Annotated in this window: 18 protein-coding genes; 8 read left to right on the forward strand and 10 right to left on the reverse strand. The window is 54.4% G+C overall.

Features of this window, described 5'->3' with window-relative positions; genetic code table 11:
* Positions 1 to 35: 35 nt before the first annotated feature.
* The 3 genes from NXT01_RS07315 to NXT01_RS07325 are packed head-to-tail and all read right to left on the reverse strand — an operon-like array spanning position 36 to position 1679.
* Positions 36 to 338 carry an RNA-binding S4 domain-containing protein gene (locus NXT01_RS07315; protein ID WP_259079235.1) on the reverse strand — a complete coding sequence of 101 codons (303 nt, stop codon included), beginning with the start codon at positions 336 to 338 and terminating at the stop codon, positions 36 to 38.
* 31 nt (positions 339 to 369) lie between these two features.
* The gene (locus NXT01_RS07320; protein ID WP_259079237.1) at positions 370 to 1083 is read right to left on the reverse strand and encodes an SDR family oxidoreductase; all 714 of its coding nucleotides are present in this window, start codon (positions 1081 to 1083) and stop codon (positions 370 to 372) included.
* 14 nt (positions 1084 to 1097) lie between these two features.
* The gene (locus NXT01_RS07325; protein WP_259079641.1) at positions 1098 to 1679 is read right to left on the reverse strand and encodes a DNA-3-methyladenine glycosylase I; all 582 of its coding nucleotides are present in this window, start codon (positions 1677 to 1679) and stop codon (positions 1098 to 1100) included.
* 89 nt (positions 1680 to 1768) lie between these two features.
* Here NXT01_RS07325 and hrpB point away from each other — a divergent pair, with 89 nt between their 5' ends.
* Positions 1769 to 4135 carry an ATP-dependent helicase HrpB gene (gene hrpB / locus NXT01_RS07330; protein ID WP_259079239.1) on the forward strand — a complete coding sequence of 789 codons (2367 nt, stop codon included), beginning with the start codon at positions 1769 to 1771 and terminating at the stop codon, positions 4133 to 4135.
* 45 nt (positions 4136 to 4180) lie between these two features.
* Here the strand turns inward: hrpB and NXT01_RS07335 are convergent, their stop codons facing one another.
* Both NXT01_RS07335 and NXT01_RS07340 read right to left on the reverse strand, forming a co-directional pair.
* Complete coding sequence (locus tag NXT01_RS07335; protein ID WP_259079241.1) at positions 4181 to 4597, reverse strand: MarR family winged helix-turn-helix transcriptional regulator; 417 nt, start codon at positions 4595 to 4597, stop codon at positions 4181 to 4183.
* 33 nt (positions 4598 to 4630) lie between these two features.
* Positions 4631 to 5728 (reverse strand): TIGR00730 family Rossman fold protein, encoded by a 1098-nt coding sequence (locus tag NXT01_RS07340; RefSeq protein ID WP_259079247.1) that lies wholly within the window; start codon positions 5726 to 5728, stop codon positions 4631 to 4633.
* Between NXT01_RS07340 and NXT01_RS07345 the strand changes: the two genes are divergently transcribed.
* Both NXT01_RS07345 and NXT01_RS07350 read left to right on the forward strand, forming a co-directional pair.
* The gene (locus tag NXT01_RS07345; protein WP_259079248.1) at positions 5727 to 5870 is read left to right on the forward strand and encodes a hypothetical protein; all 144 of its coding nucleotides are present in this window, start codon (positions 5727 to 5729) and stop codon (positions 5868 to 5870) included. The two genes, NXT01_RS07340 and NXT01_RS07345, sit on opposite strands and share 2 nt — an antisense overlap.
* A gap of 153 nt (positions 5871 to 6023) precedes the next feature.
* A complete protein-coding gene (locus tag NXT01_RS07350) occupies positions 6024 to 7034 on the forward strand; it encodes an ROK family protein (RefSeq protein ID WP_259079249.1) in 1011 nt (336 codons plus the stop codon).
* Here NXT01_RS07350 and NXT01_RS07355 read toward each other — a convergent pair.
* From NXT01_RS07355 to NXT01_RS07370, 4 genes are all read right to left on the reverse strand, one after another.
* Positions 7031 to 7588, reverse strand: coding sequence for a gamma carbonic anhydrase family protein (locus NXT01_RS07355; RefSeq protein WP_259079252.1), 558 nt, complete (start codon positions 7586 to 7588; stop codon positions 7031 to 7033). The genes NXT01_RS07350 and NXT01_RS07355 overlap by 4 nt on opposite strands.
* 61 nt (positions 7589 to 7649) lie before the next feature.
* Positions 7650 to 9056 carry a hexose-6-phosphate:phosphate antiporter gene (uhpT, locus tag NXT01_RS07360; RefSeq protein ID WP_259079258.1) on the reverse strand — a complete coding sequence of 469 codons (1407 nt, stop codon included), beginning with the start codon at positions 9054 to 9056 and terminating at the stop codon, positions 7650 to 7652.
* A 227-nt stretch (positions 9057 to 9283) separates the two neighbouring features.
* Entirely contained in the window at positions 9284 to 9883 is a 600-nt protein-coding gene (locus NXT01_RS07365) for a nitroreductase family protein (protein WP_259079259.1), read from the reverse strand.
* 88 nt (positions 9884 to 9971) lie between these two features.
* Positions 9972 to 10556: a nitroreductase family protein gene (locus NXT01_RS07370; protein WP_259079268.1), complete on the reverse strand. Its 585-nt coding sequence runs from the start codon at positions 10554 to 10556 to the stop codon at positions 9972 to 9974.
* Positions 10557 to 10651: 95 nt separating this feature from the next.
* Between NXT01_RS07370 and NXT01_RS07375 the strand changes: the two genes are divergently transcribed.
* Entirely contained in the window at positions 10652 to 11518 is an 867-nt protein-coding gene (locus NXT01_RS07375; protein ID WP_259079270.1) for a triacylglycerol lipase, read from the forward strand.
* A 192-nt stretch (positions 11519 to 11710) separates the two neighbouring features.
* Positions 11711 to 13069 (forward strand): dicarboxylate/amino acid:cation symporter, encoded by a 1359-nt coding sequence (locus tag NXT01_RS07380; protein WP_259079271.1) that lies wholly within the window; start codon positions 11711 to 11713, stop codon positions 13067 to 13069.
* 356 nt (positions 13070 to 13425) lie between these two features.
* Here the strand turns inward: NXT01_RS07380 and NXT01_RS07385 are convergent, their stop codons facing one another.
* On the reverse strand, positions 13426 to 13605 hold the full coding sequence (locus tag NXT01_RS07385; RefSeq protein ID WP_259079273.1) for a hypothetical protein: 180 nt from the start codon (positions 13603 to 13605) through the stop codon (positions 13426 to 13428).
* Positions 13606 to 13973: 368 nt separating this feature from the next.
* Here NXT01_RS07385 and NXT01_RS07390 point away from each other — a divergent pair, with 368 nt between their 5' ends.
* From NXT01_RS07390 to NXT01_RS07400, 3 genes are read left to right on the forward strand one after another with little or no spacing between them, the layout of a single operon-like run.
* Positions 13974 to 14981 (forward strand): pyridoxal-phosphate dependent enzyme, encoded by a 1008-nt coding sequence (locus NXT01_RS07390; protein WP_259079276.1) that lies wholly within the window; start codon positions 13974 to 13976, stop codon positions 14979 to 14981.
* A gap of 3 nt (positions 14982 to 14984) precedes the next feature.
* Positions 14985 to 16277: an FAD/NAD(P)-binding protein gene (locus tag NXT01_RS07395; RefSeq protein ID WP_259079278.1), complete on the forward strand. Its 1293-nt coding sequence runs from the start codon at positions 14985 to 14987 to the stop codon at positions 16275 to 16277.
* A complete protein-coding gene (locus tag NXT01_RS07400; RefSeq protein ID WP_259079280.1) occupies positions 16274 to 17617 on the forward strand; it encodes a Y4yA family PLP-dependent enzyme in 1344 nt (447 codons plus the stop codon). Before NXT01_RS07395 ends, NXT01_RS07400 begins: the two co-directional genes overlap by 4 nt.
* Positions 17618 to 17707 lie beyond the last annotated feature (90 nt).

The raw sequence follows: 17707 nt of genomic DNA on the forward strand, positions 1-17707 counted from the left end.
GTAAGCTCGGCGGATTAGAAGGGGTAATACTGGTACTAGTCGAAGGTTACAGAGCGCCACTGTTCGGGATCAAAATCATCATCGGCGGTTTTCTCATCGAAATAGTCATCGTCGTTTGCGCCTCCAATAACTACGCGGGCACAGCTAGGACCCACGCATACGATCTCGCCACCGCGCAAGGTCTTACCCCGGCGCGTATCTACCGTGCCATCAACGGTTACCAACCCGTCGGCAATTACTTGTTTGGCGGCGCCGCCAGTATCAACCAGATTGGCGAGTTTGATGAATTGGCCAAGTTTGATCTCTTGGCCTTTGATCGCAATATCTTCAGGGTGCATAGGCTACGAGTCTAGTCGGTTGATGAGAGGGCTACAGTATTTGATCGCGCGGGGTGATCACGAGGCGATCGATATTAACGTGCTTCGGGGTGGAAGCCACCCAGCGCACCGCTTCGGCGATATCAGCTGCTTCCAGATTGAGGTGGTTGGCGTAGACCGCTTCGGCTTGGGCGCTATCGCCGCGGAAACGGTGGAGGGAGAAATCGGTGTGTACTCGCCCCGGATTGATTTCCGTGACTCGAATATCATCTGTGGCATATTCAATGCGCATCACTTTATTAACGGCACTTACCGCAAATTTTGCGGCGTTATATCCTGCTCCCCCGGCATAGGGGTACAGGGCTGCGGTGGAACTCATGGTAATAATATGCCCGTGGGATAGCGTGAGTTTTTCGATCAAAGCTTGAGTCATCCGTACGGTTCCAAGGACGTTGAGTTCATACATGCTTAGCCATTCGTCGAGGTTAGCGTGATTTATCGGGTCAAGTCCGATTGCCCCTCCGGCATTATTAACAAGGAGATCGCATGCTGGAATGAGTGAAGCGGCCTGGCGTACCGCCTCATCATCGGTGATATCGGCAACGATTGCCTGCCCGCCAATGTCCTGAGCAATTCTCTCGAGCCTGTCTTTTCTGCGTGCGATGAGAATGACGTGCCAGCCATCGGCCGCCAGTGCTCTGGCGCTGGCTTCCCCGATTCCTGATGAGGCGCCGGTAATAACGGCAGTACGTGTTGGTGAAGTCATGAAAATTTATTCTCCTAGTCTGATTTTTCTGTGGGGATAAGATCGGCGGCGCCTGAAATGCGATCATCTACCATCCCAATGGCTTGCATGAGGGAATAGATGGTGGTGGGGCCGATAAAAACGAAGCCGTGTTTTTTCAATGCACTACTAAGAGCGCGCGATTCCGGGCTGTTGGTGGGTATATCGGCGGCGTTTTGGGGGCGCGGTCGTGGTTGTGGCGCATAGGACCAGACGAGGTTCGCCAAGTCGCCCTCATCGTGTGCGCGCAGCGCTAGGGTGGCACGGGCATTGGTGATGGCGGCCGATATTTTTCGGGTATTGCGGATAATGTCCGTATCTGCCGCCATCCGCTCAATATCTTTGGCACCAAAGTGTGCAACTTTTTCGGGGTCGAAGTCTTTAAAGGCACGTCGAAAAGCTGCACGCTTTTTGAGCACGATCTCCCAACTTAAACCAGCTTGAAAGCTTTCTAAGACGAGGCGTTCGAAGATCGATTGCTCGTCTGTGATGACCGCACCCCATTCGGTGTCATAGTAGGCGCGCATGAGATTACTGCCATGCGCCCATTGTGGTCGCGCGCGGCCGTCTGCGCCCATGATAAGACCACGCGCTTCGAGATCAGGTATCACACGTAAGTTCTCTCTTTCGATCGGAGGGTTTCCTGCTTTAAGGCTATCCTTGAATAATGGTTTTTGCGTTGGAATCAATCGGTCGTGGTTTATCTGTGAGCGCTATCGCTTCCGAGATCACCACCGCGTTAGATGATCACCGCACTGTTGTGGTTCAGGCCCCACCAGGCACGGGTAAGACCACGTTTATTCCTCCGCTGGTGGCTAATACATGCGCCTTAAATGGCAAGGTTTTAGTCACCGCGCCGCGCCGGGTGGCGGTGCGGCAGGCTGCGCGGCGGCTTGCGCAGCTCGACCATAGTTCCCTTGGTGATCGTGTGGGCTATACCGTGCGCGGGGAGAGCCATCCAGGTGCGCTCGTGGAGTTTCTTACCCCCGGGGTATTGGTGCGGCGTCTGATTGCTGATCCTGAGCTATCTGGGGTGAGCGCCGTTCTTATCGACGAGGTCCACGAGCGTCAATTAGATACCGATCTTCTCATGGGCATGCTGGTGGAATTACGACAGTTGCGCCCTGAGCTTATCGTAGGAGCGCTCTCAGCGACCGTGGATACAGCCCGTTGTGCCGATCTTCTGTCAGCGCCAGTTATCCGTACCGACAGTGTCCTTTTTCCACTGGATATCTCCTATGTCCCCCTGGCTGGACGGGCGGAGTGTCACCGGGATTTTCTGCATCAAGCCGCCCGCCTTGCGGTGGAAAAGGCGACCTCGTCGCCGCATTCAGTTTTGGTATTTATGCCTGGTGTGCGGGAGGTCAATACTGTATGCCGCGACATCGAGGCTCTCAGTTCTGTTAAAGTTTTTGCCCTCTATGGACAGTTATCAAGACAAGCCCAAGATGAGGCGTTGTATTCCCCTGGTCAGCGTATCGTGGTGGCCACTCCGGTTGCAGAATCGTCGCTCACGGTCCCTGGGGTAAGAATCGTCATTGATTCAGGTCTGGTGCGCACTCCGAAGCGTGATGCAGGTCGGTCGCTTAGTGGGCTAGTGACCACCTCGTGTAGTCAGTCTTCTGCGATTCAGCGTGCGGGTCGAGCAGGGCGTGAGGGCCCAGGTGAGGTGATCCGGCTCTACGGACAGCATGATTTCGCTAAATTTCAGCCTCATATACAGCCCGAGATTCTTGCTGCTGATCTCAGCAACTTTCTTCTCCTGTTACTAGGATGGGGCGGTCGACTCAGTGATTTCCCACTCCTCGACCCCCCTCCAATGGCCGCTGTGGAAAGCGCCCTGGCAACCTTGGATACCCTTGCTGCTCTCGACGATAAGGGGCAGTTGAACGCCTGGGGGCGCAAACTCGCTGAAATTCCAGCGCCGCCGCGTTATGCCCACGCACTATTAAAAGCAGGCAAGCAAGCAGCGAAGGTCATCGCGGCCATGATGGAGGATGCGCGCGGGGATCTTAACCAAGTGATCAGGGACCTGTCCCCCACACCACGCTTTCGGCGGGAAGTCTCACGCTTGCAGCGTTATGCCCCCGATGATGCACGTTCGTATTCGGTGGGAGAGATCGTGGCCTTGGCTATGCCAGAAAGTATTGCTCACAATGAAGGTGAGGTCTATCTGCTGGCCAGTGGAACCAGAGCCACTCTTAGAAACTTGTGGGCTGATCATAAACCTGAGTGGATTGCCATTGCTGATATGACCTTACAGGCGCGCGGAGCCCAGATCAGCCTGGCTGCGCCGCTCGATCACGCAGCAGCCCTACGCATCTACCCTCCCACTGAAGAATGCAGTACCTGTATAAGTGCCGAGGGGAAGATCCGGGCTATAAAGCGAAAGAAGCTAGGCGCTATTACCCTCTCAGAACGCCCGGTTGCTCCCGATCGTCTCATGGCGCGCCGGGCCTATGCGGAGGCTATTAGCAGCCACGGGATAGATTTCTTCGAGCTCTCTGATCGGGCCCGTCATCTTTTAGATCGGCTGCACTTCTTATATGAGCGCCTAGGCGAGCCATGGCCGGATATCGCAGCCCTTGATCCCCTGACCTGGTTAGGCCCAGAGCTTGATGCTTTAGCTGAGGGAGCAGGTAGAAAAGATATTGATCTCTACCCCGCCTTACGGCGTATTCTTCCGTGGCCGATAGCAGGCGAGCTGGATCAGCTCGCTCCTGAATCTCTGCAGGTACCCTCAGGTCGCTTGATCAGGGTGGATTATCGTCAGCGCCCTACGGTCGCGGTGAAACTACAGGAGTGCTTCGGTCTCGATGACACTCCCACTATCCTGGGCCAGCCAGTACTTTTCGAGCTGCTCTCCCCCGCTGGGCGGGTGCTGGCGCGTACCGACGATTTCAGTCGGTTTTGGTCTGGTGCTTATGTCCATATCCGTTCCGAGATGCGAGGCCGCTATCCTAAGCATCCGTGGCCCGAGCATCCATCACGAAGCGATGCCACGGCGAAGACTAAAAGGGCACTGGGTCGCTAGGTGTCGCTAGAGTCGCCAGGTGTTGCTAAGTATCGCCAAGAGTAGTTAAGGACGGATTTTGTCCATGATCTTGTGAATCGCCGCCATATCCTCGTTGTTAAGTCCAATCATGGATTCCACTTGGCTGCGCATATCTTCAGCCTCTCCCTCAAGCTTCTGGGCTTTCGGTGTGAGGGAGAAGATCACGCGGCGGTAGTCGGTTTCATCGACTGCCCGCTGTACCCATCCAGCTTTTTCCAGGCGTTTGAGTAGCGGCGATAGGGTGCCGGAGTCGAGGTCGACGAGAGCACCGATGGCGGCAATAGTTTGCCCGTCTTTTTCCCACAGGCACTGCAAGACGAGGTACTGCACATAGGTGATTCCCCACGTTTCTAGGTAGGGTCGGTAGCTGCGCTGGAGAAGGCGAGCGCCGGTATAGAACTGAAAGCAGATATCTGACTGGAGTTTTTCCTGGGCGGACATATGTCCAATTCTATTGCATGCAATGAAAAGCTGCTAGTGTTGCACGCTCTCTCCCGCTGCACCCCTTTGCCACTTCAAGCCCGGATTGGCCCAGGTATTGAAGCCCTCAAAAAGCTCCTTGACATTATCTGCCACCACGATAGCGTCTAAATAGCGGGGCCAAATAAAACCCTCCTCGCCCATCATCCTAAGAGCGTCGATAAGCGGCTGCCAGTAATCTTCGACATCAAAGAGGGCTACAGGGCCGGTATAAGGACCTAGTTGCTGACGTACGAGAACTTCGCTGAGCTCTTCGAGGGTTCCCATGCCACCCGGGAGGGCAATGAATGCATCCGCTAACTCCTCCATCCGCGATTTGCGGTCCACCATATCGTCGGTAATTTCCAAGCGCGTTAATCCTGGGTGGGCGAATTCGAGATCTTTCAAGCCTTTAGGGATCACTCCGATTACCTCACCTCCCGCATCGAGGCAGGCATTGGCGCATTCGCCCATGAGTCCTACCGTGGCGCCCCCGTACACCATAGTGATGCCACGCTCGGCGAGTTCCCGCCCTAGATCGCGGGCCGCGTCGGCATATTCACTGCGGTTACCTGGGACCGAGCCGCAATAGACGGCTACGGATTTAATGAGTGGGGAAAGGGTGCGCAACATAATGCCCTGCATATCCTGGGCAATAAACTCCTTGCGCGCGTAGAGGCGCCGAGCTGGCGAATGTGGATTGACGCGTACGCTTATTCCTTGCCATCCGTGGGTACGGCCATGGGTAATAGCTTGATCAATAAACCAGCCGCCGATGCCATGGCCTTGCCACTTCGGGTCTACGAAGAGCACCATTTCTGGAACATTATCGGCAACAAAACCCCATGCCTTAATAAAGGAAGCCCACATAACGCCGGCCAGTTCGCCGGTTTGAGTTTCGAGGACTACACCGATATCGCCGCGCTGACTATCAAAGTCTAGGTAGCGGGTGATAGTCGGGTCGGATATATCCGGGCGACTATCACCTGGGCTGAGGCGGTTGAGATTGTTGATTACCGCTGTGGTGCGGTCTTCGCGATCTCGGTCGACACCGTTTGTCATGATGCGAACGGTGAGGTCATCAAGGGGCGAAGCAGCTACAGCGAAAGTCATGGTTAGTCATTCTAATCCACTCCCCGATACTTTCGAAGCAAATGGGGATGTGAGCGATGAGGTCTATCCTGTGGCCAGCTGTATTGCGGTTGATTACGGCAGATTATCTAGTGAATCCGTTTATATCATGGAGCTAGGTTGATAATAGTTTCAAAAGTACGCGGGATAACAACGTCTGAGTCTTTCCTTTTGCCTCAGCCTTAATTGCATCGTTGAGGGTACACCCGAGCTGAACGATCTGTCTATTTAATTAGACTAGGTTGTCTGTTTTGTTTATCATAGTCCTATGCACCTTGTGAGCTCATACCCAGCCTCCGCAGAATTTATAGGACCCCAAACGCCAGCGGCCCTATGTCTGCAGCTGATTAGGCTCACCCAACCGGTCACGCGCACCTTCTTAGTCGACCATTCGCCGCATTCGCAGCCCACGATCACACGCGCCACCTTAGCTTTGATGCAGCTCGATCTCGTGCGTGAACGCCCCGATAAAATCAAGCCTCAAGGTCCAGGTCGACCCAAAATCCCACTCGAGATCGCCCCCAGCCCATGGCTGCATATAGGTATCGCTATAGGCACCTCTTCTACCTATATAGGACTCTTCGGTTCCGGGGGGCAACTGATTCGCGAGCAATTTCTCTCTTTCGATCACCACCGTCATTCTCCTACGAGCTTTATCGAAGCGCTCATCCCGACATTGAGAACAATGCTGTCGGATTATGATATTCCGCTGGCTAATATCGGCATTTCCACCCCGGGAGCAGTCAATTCCCGCCGCCGTATCAGCGCCGACAACCTCGGCTGGGATCATATTAATCTGCTCTCGCCCCTCGAGGAGGCTTTTGACACCCAGGTTCGGGCCGTCAATGTTATCGAGGCAATCGCGGGCGCGGAGCAACAAGCTCAACGCATTTCTCATAGTCGTGTCAACCATCGCGAAGACCACCGCGGGCTCATCTGCTATGCCGACGATTCTATTGGCGCCGCCGTGCATACCTTTACTTCTGTCCAGCGCCTCGCCGTCGACCCAGCACTGCCACTTCACGAGACTGTTCTACAGCTCACGGAACAGATCAATCCGCATACCATTGTGCTCGCAGGGTCCGCCTTCGAAAGTCGCGAGGAGGCGCATGGCCTGGCGCGGTCGATTCGCGGCTCGAAGCACGCACAGGTGGAAATTCGGGTTATTCCTACCCACCTTGATAATGCTCGAGCTGCAGCTCGGGCAATAGCGCTCGCGCCCTTGCTCGCAGACCCGCTGGGATTTACGCAGGCGATTAAAACCCGGCGCGATTATTATTCCATCTAGTCATAGCGGACATCGGCTATGTCCACAGCCTCGGTGATCAGGGGCTGTGTGTGGGCGGTGATAATATAGCGCCCGGCGTGCTCGATAAATCCCCGAGCCTCCTCCTCGCTGAGAGTGCGGCGTATTTTCGCAGGTACGCCCGCCGCTAAACTCAGCGGCGGAATATCCATCCCTTCGAGCACAACTGCGCCCGCCGCGATCAGGGAACCGCGACCAATAGTGGAGCGCGATAGCAAAGCGGATTTCATTCCCACGAGAACGCCGTCTGCCACGGTAGAGCCGTGGACAAGAGCCATATGGCCAACAGTGACATCATCCCCGATTACCACGGGAGCATCCGCATCGACGTGGAGGACGGAGTTATCTTGGATATTGCTTCGCGCTCCGATACGGATGGAATTGCTATCTGCCCGCAGGACGCAGCCATAGAAGATGGAGGAATCGGGCCCAATTTCCACATCACCGATAATGGTGGCGTTGGGGGCGATATAGGCAGAGGAATGGATACGCGGGGTTTTGCCGCCGCAGGGAAGAATAAGAGGCATAGTGCCCATTATGGTGCAAAAAACGCCCACCCGCTGATTTTTTTTCGGGTGGGCGTCTGATCACAGAGGCTTAGGCAGTGGCCTGCTGCTTCTTTGCCTTACGAATCTTCTTCTCTTCAGCAATAGCTACGAAGGAGAGCAGCACGATGCAGGCTATGGCGGCGAAATTTAAGGCAGCAAAGGTACCAGCCCAGCCAGTGAGTCCGAAGATAGGACGCCCGTCGGCGATCATGCCCAGACCCAGCTTGGCGAAGCTATCGCCGACTAAGTAGGCGAAGGTGCCTTTGATGCCGTCGGCCACACTAATCGCGCGCTTGGGCACAAAGCCCACCGCTGCCACACCGATGAGAAGCTGCGGGCCGAAAACAAGGAAGCCAAGCACGAAGAGTACGCTCAGGTACATAAATTCATTGGTGGCGAACTGGTAGAACTCCAAGGTGGCCACGATAAGGGCTAAGGCGACGCAGGCCACCAGCGCTCGGCGTCCATTGAAGAAATCGGACAGGTAGCCCCACAGAAGAGTACCGGTGAGCGCACCCACCTCGAAGAGGGCGAAGCCGGAGATAGCAGCTTCCTTGGAGAATCCTAGAACCTCATAGGCATAGACAGGCGACCATTGATCAATACCGATACGAACTACATACAGGAAAATATTGGCGAAGCATAAAATCCAGATGATCTTATTCTTTAATACATAGCGCAAGAAGATCTGCCACTTGGATAGGTTCTCCCTCTCCGCTGCGAGGTCCTCGTCACTGACTGGTTCCTCGAAGAGTTCCTCTACCTTGCCTAAACCGTAGGCCTCTGGAGAATCTGAACCATATCGCAAACCAAAGAAACCAATGATGAGCGCGATTACCGAGGGGAAGACAAACATACCTACGACGTGACCGCCGAAGAAGACATTAGCGCCGAATACTGCCACCGCTGCTGCACCGGCGCCACCGATATTATGCGATATATTCCACAAACCAAGGTAGGTGCCGCGGCGCTTCCTCGGTGTCCATTTGGTAATCGTGGAGTAGCTTGCAGGACCGCCGGCACTCTGGAAGAAGCCAGACAGACCATAAAAGGCAACCATTAAGAAGATGCTAACACTGCCGCCGCCCAGGCTGGCACTGAAACCTAACATGCACAGGCCGGAGAGAATAAGCATAAACGGGAGGAATTGCTTCGTATTCTTACCGTCGGCGTAATACGACACCACGGTTTTACCGATGCCATAGGCCACCGAAAACCCCAGGCCGATCATACCCAGCTGGGTTTTGGTCAATCCGTAGGTTTCGATCAAATCATTCTGGGCCACGTTAAAGTTCTTGCGAATTAAATACATTGCCATATAGCCCACGAAAACGACCATATAGGACTGCATAAAAGGCTTGAACCACATCTTCCGACGTTCTTCGACGGGCAGGTCGAGAGTCGGCTTCCTCTTTTCCTCTAAGAATGCGAGCACGCTTAGCTTCTTTCTGCTCAAGGACCGATAATTTCCATAAAACGCGCTCATTATAACTACAAAATTATCAGCCAATAAATCCCGGTAAAACCATGATTAAAATCACTTCATAAAGTGAATTCATAGTATTTTTATGTGAGATATCTTACTAGCGTTGAGTAACACTACGGGCGCCTGAGCAGGCTCAATAGCCAGAAAAAGGGCTTCTATGTGGTATATATTAAATAGTGATCTTTGTATCTACTTAGTCACAGGAAATAACGTCCGTCAACGCGCCGATTGGCTTTGCGCCCAGGGTGGGGCGGGCATTCAGTCGAATACCCCATAGCCGTGACTATAGCCACCCCATAATCCCCTCGTCCCGCAAGACCTATAGCCTCGAGAACACGATCTTCGTGCCATCCGGTTGTTGCTAAGGTGGCCAATCCTCGACTCTGCGCGGCAAGCAAGAGGAATGAGCTGGCAATGGTCGCATCAATGATGGCACTTTCGCGTAGTCGGCCAGGTTCCTCGCGATACCACTCTAAAGCCTGAATGGCGAAGTCCTGATCGATATAATCGCTGAGGTCATCCGGTTCGAAGAGCCGAGCGACCCCCACCACCAGGATGGGAGCTTGACTTAAAAATTCCTGTTGAGAATCTGCAAAGATCGCCTCTTTTGCAGCCCTGTCTCGCACCACCACCAGATCACGTCGCTGCGCATTAAAAGCACTGGGTGCTTCTAATCCGAGAGCAATAATATGATCGATAAGCTCATTGGCTACGGGCTCATCAGTAAAAGAGCGCACCGATCGGCGCTGCATGATAGCGTCAGTCACGGTTTGGTTGGTCACGCTTTGGGTGGTCATCGAGGCCCCAATTCTAAGCCTAGTTTTGTACCCACCCTAATCTAAATTGAGCGCACCTTTGGGAAAAGGCGCGCTCAATAAAATAATTTTAGTAGTGATTGTCGACGCGACGGTCGTCTCTGCGCCCCGGGTGCTCGGGGGATTCCGCTGGATACCCCATCGCGAGCACAATACCCACGCCGTGATCGGCCGAATCGCCAAGCCCCACTGCTTCTAAGATGCCGCGCTCATCCCAGCCAGTCGTGGGCGAGGTTACAAGCCCTTGACTCTGAGCGGCGATCATTGCAAAAGATCCCATGATCATCGCGTCCTTGATAGCACTTTCACGCAGCCTACCCGGCTCAGCCATGAGCCACTTTTTAATGCCTTCGGCGCGTTCCTCGCCAACGATCTCTGCTAGGTCGTCCGGTTCGCCGGTTCGTGCGATAGCTACTAATACCACCGGTGCGTCGCGCAGCTGGGTCTGCTGCGAGGCTTTATAAATACCATCCTTGATCTGCTGGTCGCGGACCACCACGAGGTCACGGCGCTGGCCGTTAAAGGCACTTGGTGCCTCGAGGGCGAGAGTGACAATATGATCGAGAACCTCGTCGGTCACGGGCTGGTCGGTATAGTGGCGAGTTGCGCGACGACTCTCAATGGCCTCGCGAACACTCATATCTTTTAAAGACATTATGTCCCCTTAATTTTGTTGAAGTGTCAACGATAACATAGGCAGAAAAACCCGGTCAAGGACTTTCTGACCCCAGGGGTCTAAGCTTAGTTAATATGGCAGAGCTACCCGCAGAAACCCGCACCCCCCTGCTTGCGCGTATTCCCACCGCCAATATCTTCGAAGATGATTGGCGCGCCCGCCCCACCTCCGCGCACCCCTTTCCAGTCGTCCTCGTTCATGGCACTGGGCAAACCAAGGGTAATTGGCAAGAATTGGGCCAAGATCTGCGCGCTGCAGGCTTCGCTGTCTTCGCCCCCGACTTCGGCCATCGCTCTACCGCGCCGGTAAAGGAATCCGCCAGCCAAGTAGGCGCCTATATAGAGGCAGTTTTGGAAGTGACGAAGGCTCCCAAGGTCATTCTCATTGGACATTCCCAGGGTGGGATCTTGGCGCGATACTGGATGCATCATTTAGGCGGCGAGCACAAAACCCACCACCTCATCAGCCTTTCCGTACCAAACCAGGGAACCACTCCCATCGCCTTCTTGCCCGCGGCGGCGCGCACTGAAACGCTGGAGCGCAGCTTAGATAAAATCATCGCAAGCTGGTTTGGCCCAGTCGGGTTGGAATTATTAAGTGGTTCCCCCCTCATTACAGCACTCAATGCCGCAGGAGATACCCTGCCCGGAGTTCGCTATACCTCCATTGTGACCCGTCAAGATGCCATTGTTACGCCTTTAGAAGCGGGCTACCTCAAAGGTCCCGATGCGGAAAATATTTGTGTGCAGGATAGTCACAAATGGGCAATAGTGCGCCACGAAGAAATGTCGACTAATAAATATGTTCGTGAACTCGTTCTAGAAGCGCTCCTGCGCAATGCTCCTACCTTTGCGGAGTTAGAGCGAGAAACCCCACCTCATCGTCCACCCTTCACCGAGCGCCTCGGTGAAGCCGTGCGAATACTTCGCGGCCAAGAGTAGACCGAGCGGTACGAAAAAATCAACTAATCCGTCTTGCTTTCTCCTAGGTGCCCCACTAAACTGAGTGCGCAATCACCCAATATCAACGATAAAACCAGTTCGGACACCATGAAAAAGTGTTTTTAGGAGAGATTCTCTCCCCATCCACAAATAGACCGATCAGTACAAAACTTATAATTTTCAAGGATTCCCATGACAACCACCACCCGCTCGAAGGCACCTTCGTGGCTCAGCAGCTTCGGCGCCCAGGTCACCATCGGCCTCATCATTGGCGTCATTTTAGGATTAGTAGCAAAAAATTTCGACAATTCCCTTGGGGCTGAGGAAACCTCATGGTTAAGCGCCACCCTGAGCTGGATCGGCTCGACCTATGTCAAGCTCCTCAAGGTCATGATCGCACCGCTCATCATTACCGCCGTTATTACCTCAATTGCCAATCTACGACAGGTAAAAAATGCTGCCCGCCTCGCCGGACAGACAATCATCTGGTTCGCAATCACGGCCTTCTTCTCAGTGATCGCAGCCATTATCGTGGCCACGGTACTCAAGCCAGGCGTGAACTCCAGCATCGATCCTGCAGCGGCTGCTGAGCCTAATTCCACTGGCTCGTGGCTGGGCTTTATTAACTCTGTTATTCCCACCAACTTCCTCGGCCTCCAGGCGTGGAATAGTGGCGAAAATATCGGCCTAGGATTTAGTGCCCTCCAACTCATCCTTATCTCGATCGCGCTCGGTATCGCTGCGATCAAAGCTGGAAAGGCCGCAGAGCCCTTCCTCCAATTCAATGAATCTCTGCTCCAGATCATTCAAGTGATCTTGTGGTGGATTATCCGCTTGGCCCCCATCGGCACCGCCGCCCTAATCGGTAATGCGGTTGCCACCTATGGTTGGGATGCTATTGGTTCCTTAGGAAAATTTGTTCTTGCCCTTTATGTTGGTCTCGCCATCGTGATGTTTGTGATCTACCCGGTGGTATTGATGGCTAACCGCATCCCCGTCCTGCGCTTCTTCAGCAAAGTTTGGCCTATTACCTCCCTTGGATTTGTTACCCGTTCCTCCATGGGAGTCATGCCGGTCAACCAGCAGGTGGCCGTAAAATCCATGGGTGTTCCGCGAGAATATGCCTCCTTCGCGATCCCCCTCGGTGCTACCACCAAGATGGATGGCTGCGCTGCGGTCTACCCAGCGATCGCCGCAATCTTCGTTGCCCAGTTCTACGGCATTGACCTCAGTCTCACTCACTACTTGCTCATCATCTTCGTGTCCGTCATCGGCTCCGCAGCCACAGCCGGTACCACGGGCGCTACCGTGATGCTCACCCTCACCTTATCAACCCTGGGACTGCCTCTTGCAGGCGTGGGTCTTCTCCTCGCCGTGGAACCCATCATCGATATGGGCCGCACCGCGGTCAACGTAACAGGCCAAAATCTTTCCACCGTCGTGGTGGCTAAACGTGAAGGTATCTTGAACGACGATATCTTCGATGATGACACCAGCTACGAGGACCTTAGCGCCGAGTCGCACTCCCGCCAGAATGTTGCGGTCTCCTAGAGATCACTTTGTCTAACCCCTTGGCAAGCCCAAGGGGTTTTCTCATACCTCAATACTCTTCAGTGCTAGGTGGATCCTCCCTCCCCCGTCTCGGTCATTGCACCCAAGGGCAGTGGTTGCCAGCCACTTTTGCGACCTCAAGATACTACCTAAGCTGCACCCCAAACGCCATAAATGGCAGAACAACAACGGCGTGGCCACGTGGGGCTCATCGTCTTGGTTTCGGTTGGTCTCAGTTAATCCCGCCACCGAATTACTAGCTGACACCATAGTGACCCAGGCCTTCATCAACAGGTGCGCAGCAATCTGGGTGTGCACACGTGCACACTGCTGCAGTGCCCGTAATCCTTTGAGCCTTATTGGTAAAATCCCTGGAACCGCACCAGCTCCATGAGGTCACTATCAGCACAATCCTCCACATAACCCCGATTCCCGCGAGCAGCGAAGAGGCTCATCGGGATGAAGTCCAGTAACTGTCCCAGCCATAAACCCGCCTGTGCCATATAGGGCGCTTGTAGCTGATAAGTCCTGCTCATCGATGGGGTTTTATATTCAGCGATATCGCCCTCAAATGCGGTAATCCATAACAAGCACACGCCCACCTCTATGCAGTTGATGCCTTAAATCTTGAGGTCTAAAGCTTGCCAGGGTGCGACAGATCTCTACGAGGGCACAGGACCTTTTTGATCGAATGGAGGGTTGCGAGCGGTAAAAACCTTCATATCTACTACAGACGCTGTGAAGGAAGATAGTCCTACCGCGGAAACTCCGAGGACAGATCGACCTGTGTATTTTCTCGTTTCTCAGCCCGCATAAGCCTTTGGGTAGCCTTCTTTTCCCAGCTCAACACCATACAAGCAAGATCACACGTCATATAAGGCCTAATCCGACTAGCGTGGGTTTTATGTGCCAAGATTCTTCGCCTACCTCCGCCACGCAGATGGTGGGCCATACCCCTTTAGTTTCCCTCGACCGTATTCACAACCGAAGTGATATCGGCGTTTATGCGAAGTTGGAGCAATTCAACTTAGGTGGATCCGCGAAGGATCGAACGGCGCACGCTCTGATCAACGATGCCATCGCCAGCGGAAAAATCAGCGAAGGCTCGACACTCATCGAATCCTCTTCAGGAAATCTTGGCATCTCCCTCGCCCGCCTCGCCAGAAGTGCCGGCATGCGATTCCACTGCGTGGTCGATCCGCGAGTGAATAAGTCCACGGTATTGACCATGAAGGCTTTCGGCGCCCACGTGGAGATGTTAGAGCGTCCTGATCCGGCCACTGGAGATTGGTTGACCGCTCGGCGCCAGCGCGTAGAAGAACTTCTAGCAGAAATACCTGATTCTTTTAATCTCAATCAGTACGCCAACCAAGCGGCCTTTACCGCCCATGCTGAGGGGACAATGACGGAGATCATTGCGCAGCTAGGTCAGCCACCTTCGCATCTCTTAGTCGCCATGAGCACCACTGGCACCCTCGGGGGCTGCGCGAAAAAACTGCGCGAAATCTCGGCGCCTACCGTGAAAATTGGGGTTGATGCGCTCGGTTCCGTCCTCTACGGTGGGCAGCGTGGCACTCGGCTCTTGCCAGGCTACGGCGCCGGAGTGGTCACCGAGCTCTCCCGCGCCTTCCACCCCGACCGCGTCGAATATATAAAAGATCTTGACGCCATCATGGGCGCCCGCTTATTAGCCTTAAGCGAAGGTATCCTCCCCGGTGCCTCTGGCGGTGCTGTCATTGCTGCTTTGATACGGCTTATTCCTCAGCTACCCCCATCCTCCACCGTTGCGCTCGTGCTTCACGACGGAGGCCACGCCTACGTGGACACTGTCTATAACGACACGTGGGTTCATGAGAATTTTACGATCGATCAGCACGTCCTCGATGATCCAACGACCTACTTTAAGGAGTAAAGAATGAAAATTGCTATTGTAGGCGCCGGACCACGCGGCCTCTGGGCCATTGAGGAGCTCATCGCGCGCTCACGGAAAGCCCTTGATATTGTGGTTTTTGATCCCTTCCCACCCGGCGCAGGAGCAGTGTACCGCGAGGATCAACCCGCAAATTTTCGTCTTAATTTGCGCTCCTCCGCGGTTAAAACTGCATTCAATTCCCTCGACCAGTGGCGCGTGGACCAGGGCTATGACCCCGATCCTTTTCCACCGCGCGCCCTCGTTGGTAAGTTTCTAGCAGCCTCGTGGCAAGCCGCCCTGGAGAGAGCCCCAGAACATATTCAGATCCGCTATGAGGCGCACACCATCACCGAAATTATCCCTGATGAAAATTCCGGCTACGAAATTGCAGGCGACGTTTTCGATGAGGTCCTCGTTGTCACTGGCCACGAACATGACCACCCGGGAGCTCTGCGGAATAGCGACAGTGCGGTGCCTGTTACGCCGCTGTATTGGAATGCCAACCTCCCCGATAACCCCGCGACGATTGGGGTGCGCGGGGCGGCGTTGACCTTTATTGACGTCTGTATGTTGTACGGCCAGGTGGCTACAAAAATTTATCCGGTTAATCGTTCCGGGCGCTTTATGGAGGTCAAACTCGATCCCACGGTTGTGGTGCCCGAGCTCGATCCTAAATTCTCTCAGCGCGTACTAAGCTGCGCTAACGCCACGGAATTGGCCGAGATTTTAGCCGAAGCGGCGGTCACACTCGCTGACTGTACGCTAGACCAGGTGCAGGATGTGATCAAGGGTGAAGATTTTACTGGTGATGCCGTCGCCGAGCTGCGGCAATCGCTGGCGGTAGCCCGTGGCGATCTGCCCCTGAGCCCAGCCGGCGCGGTGGGGGCGGCACTGCGAGAGCTCTACCCCGCCATTATCAAACGGCATCAGCATGCTGGTCCGATCCCCGGCTATGTGGACTTATCGCGTCCTCTGGAACGCGTTGCATTCGGCCCGCCACCGTATACGGCGCAGGTATTGCTCGACCTTATCGATTCCCAGGTGGTAGATACTCAGTATCTCGGACACCCGGACATTGTCGCGGAATGGATGGTAGGTTCACAGCCCGTTGATGTCCTCATCGACGCTGTGCTCCCACCCCAAGGACAGGCGTCGGTTTTTGCTGATATACCTGGAATCACCATTATTGGCCGTATGAATGAGCACATAGTCCCAGGCCATGACTCTCTAAATCGCACCCTCTTGGATGAGATCCCCAGGTGGGCTGCACGCATTAGTTCGGAGGATATATCATGAGCACCGTACCTTTAGAGGCCAGGACGCTGCCCTGGATGGATCAGGTTATCAATGATCCTCAGCTGGTTCGCACCCTTATTGACGAATACGGATCACCAGTTAATCTCCTTAATCCAGCACCCTTGCGCGATAATGCAAACGAGCTCATTTCCGCAGGTAAGGCGGCAGGAGTTGAGGTAGGAATATTCTTTGCTCGCAAAGCCAATAAAGCCCTCGCTTTTGTCGACGCCGCCCGCGATGCCGGTTTGGGCGTGGATGTCGCGAGCCTGCGTGAACTGCAGCAAGTTTTAGAACGCGGAGTTAATCCGCAGCGCGTGATCTTAAGTGCTGCTATTAAGGATGCCGCCCTGATCGACTACGCAGTTCAGGCTGGGGTAGTCATTTCTTGCGATAATGTCACCGAACTCACCCGGATCTCGCGCAGTGCTCAAGCACGTCAGACCACCGCCCATATCGCTCCGCGCTTAGCCCCTGATCCTGCTCTCTTAGCACCAACTCGTTTTGGGGAATTGCTGTCCACCTGGCTTGGCACTGAGGTCCCCTCGGGCATTGACGTGGTGGGAACGCATATCCATCTCCACGGGTACAGTGAGAAAGATCGTCGACAAGCATTAGCAGAAGCGCTAGTACTTGTGGATCACTACAAAGAAAATAACCACCCGGTTTCTTTTATTGATATCGGCGGTGGTATACCCATGAGCTATCTCAAGGATGTTAAGCAATGGGAATATTTCAACGAGCAACTGGCTCTGCAACGAGCTGGCAAGCGCGAACCCTTTACGTGGAAGGGCGATCCGCTCATAAATACTTACCCCTTTTGGCAGCGCCCAGTTCGCGGCGAGTGGCTTACCCAGCTGCTTAGCGGCGAGGTCCACGGCTTCGGCACGGCCGCTGCGGCGCTACGAGCGCGGGGCTTAAGGCTGCACCTGGAACCCGGGCGGAGCCTGTTGGATGGATGTGGCATGATTTTAAGCCGCGTGGAATTTACCAAGCAGCGTTCCGACGGACTCGATCTGGTGGGCTTGGCTATGAATCGCACACAATGTCGTACCGCCGCGGACGATATTCTGCTTGACCCCATCCTCATTCCCACAGGTGATGGCCCCCGTAGGGATATGACGGGGTATTTGGTGGGCGCATATTGCATCGAGGATGAGGTCATTATCCGCCGCGAGATGCAGCTTACTGTAGCACCTGGCGATACCGTGGCCATTGTCAATACCGCAGGGTATTTTATGCACATCTTGGAATCAGCCTCGCACCAAATTCCTCTGGCCAAGAATATCGTGCGTCACGCTAATAACACGTGGGTGTTGGACGCCATTGATTCTCACTCCTAACGCTGGTGCTACTTTCTTGACTCTTAGAAGACGCTGCTGGGGCTCCGGGGATCAAGAAAGTAGCTCTGAGCGGGAGGATGCTGGTGAATC

It is taken from the genome of Corynebacterium sp. ES2775-CONJ (genome assembly GCF_024814515.1).
Taxonomy (GTDB): domain Bacteria; phylum Actinomycetota; class Actinomycetes; order Mycobacteriales; family Mycobacteriaceae; genus Corynebacterium.

Coding starts and splice junctions, on each gene's coding strand:
- NXT01_RS07315 (WP_259079235.1), bottom strand. CDS start 338: ATGCACCCTGAAGATATTGCGATCAAAGGCCAAGAGATCAAACTTGGC.
- NXT01_RS07320 (WP_259079237.1), bottom strand. CDS start 1,083: ATGACTTCACCAACACGTACTGCCGTTATTACCGGCGCCTCATCAGGA.
- NXT01_RS07325 (WP_259079641.1), bottom strand. CDS start 1,679: ATGGGCGCAGACGGCCGCGCGCGACCACAATGGGCGCATGGCAGTAAT.
- hrpB (WP_259079239.1), top strand. CDS start 1,769: ATGGTTTTTGCGTTGGAATCAATCGGTCGTGGTTTATCTGTGAGCGCT.
- NXT01_RS07335 (WP_259079241.1), bottom strand. CDS start 4,597: ATGTCCGCCCAGGAAAAACTCCAGTCAGATATCTGCTTTCAGTTCTAT.
- NXT01_RS07345 (WP_259079248.1), top strand. CDS start 5,727: ATGGTTAGTCATTCTAATCCACTCCCCGATACTTTCGAAGCAAATGGG.
- NXT01_RS07340 (WP_259079247.1), bottom strand. CDS start 5,728: ATGACTTTCGCTGTAGCTGCTTCGCCCCTTGATGACCTCACCGTTCGC.
- NXT01_RS07355 (WP_259079252.1), bottom strand. CDS start 7,588: ATGGGCACTATGCCTCTTATTCTTCCCTGCGGCGGCAAAACCCCGCGT.
- NXT01_RS07365 (WP_259079259.1), bottom strand. CDS start 9,883: ATGACCACCCAAAGCGTGACCAACCAAACCGTGACTGACGCTATCATG.
- NXT01_RS07370 (WP_259079268.1), bottom strand. CDS start 10,556: ATGTCTTTAAAAGATATGAGTGTTCGCGAGGCCATTGAGAGTCGTCGC.
- NXT01_RS07375 (WP_259079270.1), top strand. CDS start 10,652: ATGGCAGAGCTACCCGCAGAAACCCGCACCCCCCTGCTTGCGCGTATT.
- NXT01_RS07380 (WP_259079271.1), top strand. CDS start 11,711: ATGACAACCACCACCCGCTCGAAGGCACCTTCGTGGCTCAGCAGCTTC.
- NXT01_RS07385 (WP_259079273.1), bottom strand. CDS start 13,605: ATGAGCAGGACTTATCAGCTACAAGCGCCCTATATGGCACAGGCGGGT.
- NXT01_RS07390 (WP_259079276.1), top strand. CDS start 13,974: ATGTGCCAAGATTCTTCGCCTACCTCCGCCACGCAGATGGTGGGCCAT.
- NXT01_RS07395 (WP_259079278.1), top strand. CDS start 14,985: ATGAAAATTGCTATTGTAGGCGCCGGACCACGCGGCCTCTGGGCCATT.
- NXT01_RS07400 (WP_259079280.1), top strand. CDS start 16,274: ATGAGCACCGTACCTTTAGAGGCCAGGACGCTGCCCTGGATGGATCAG.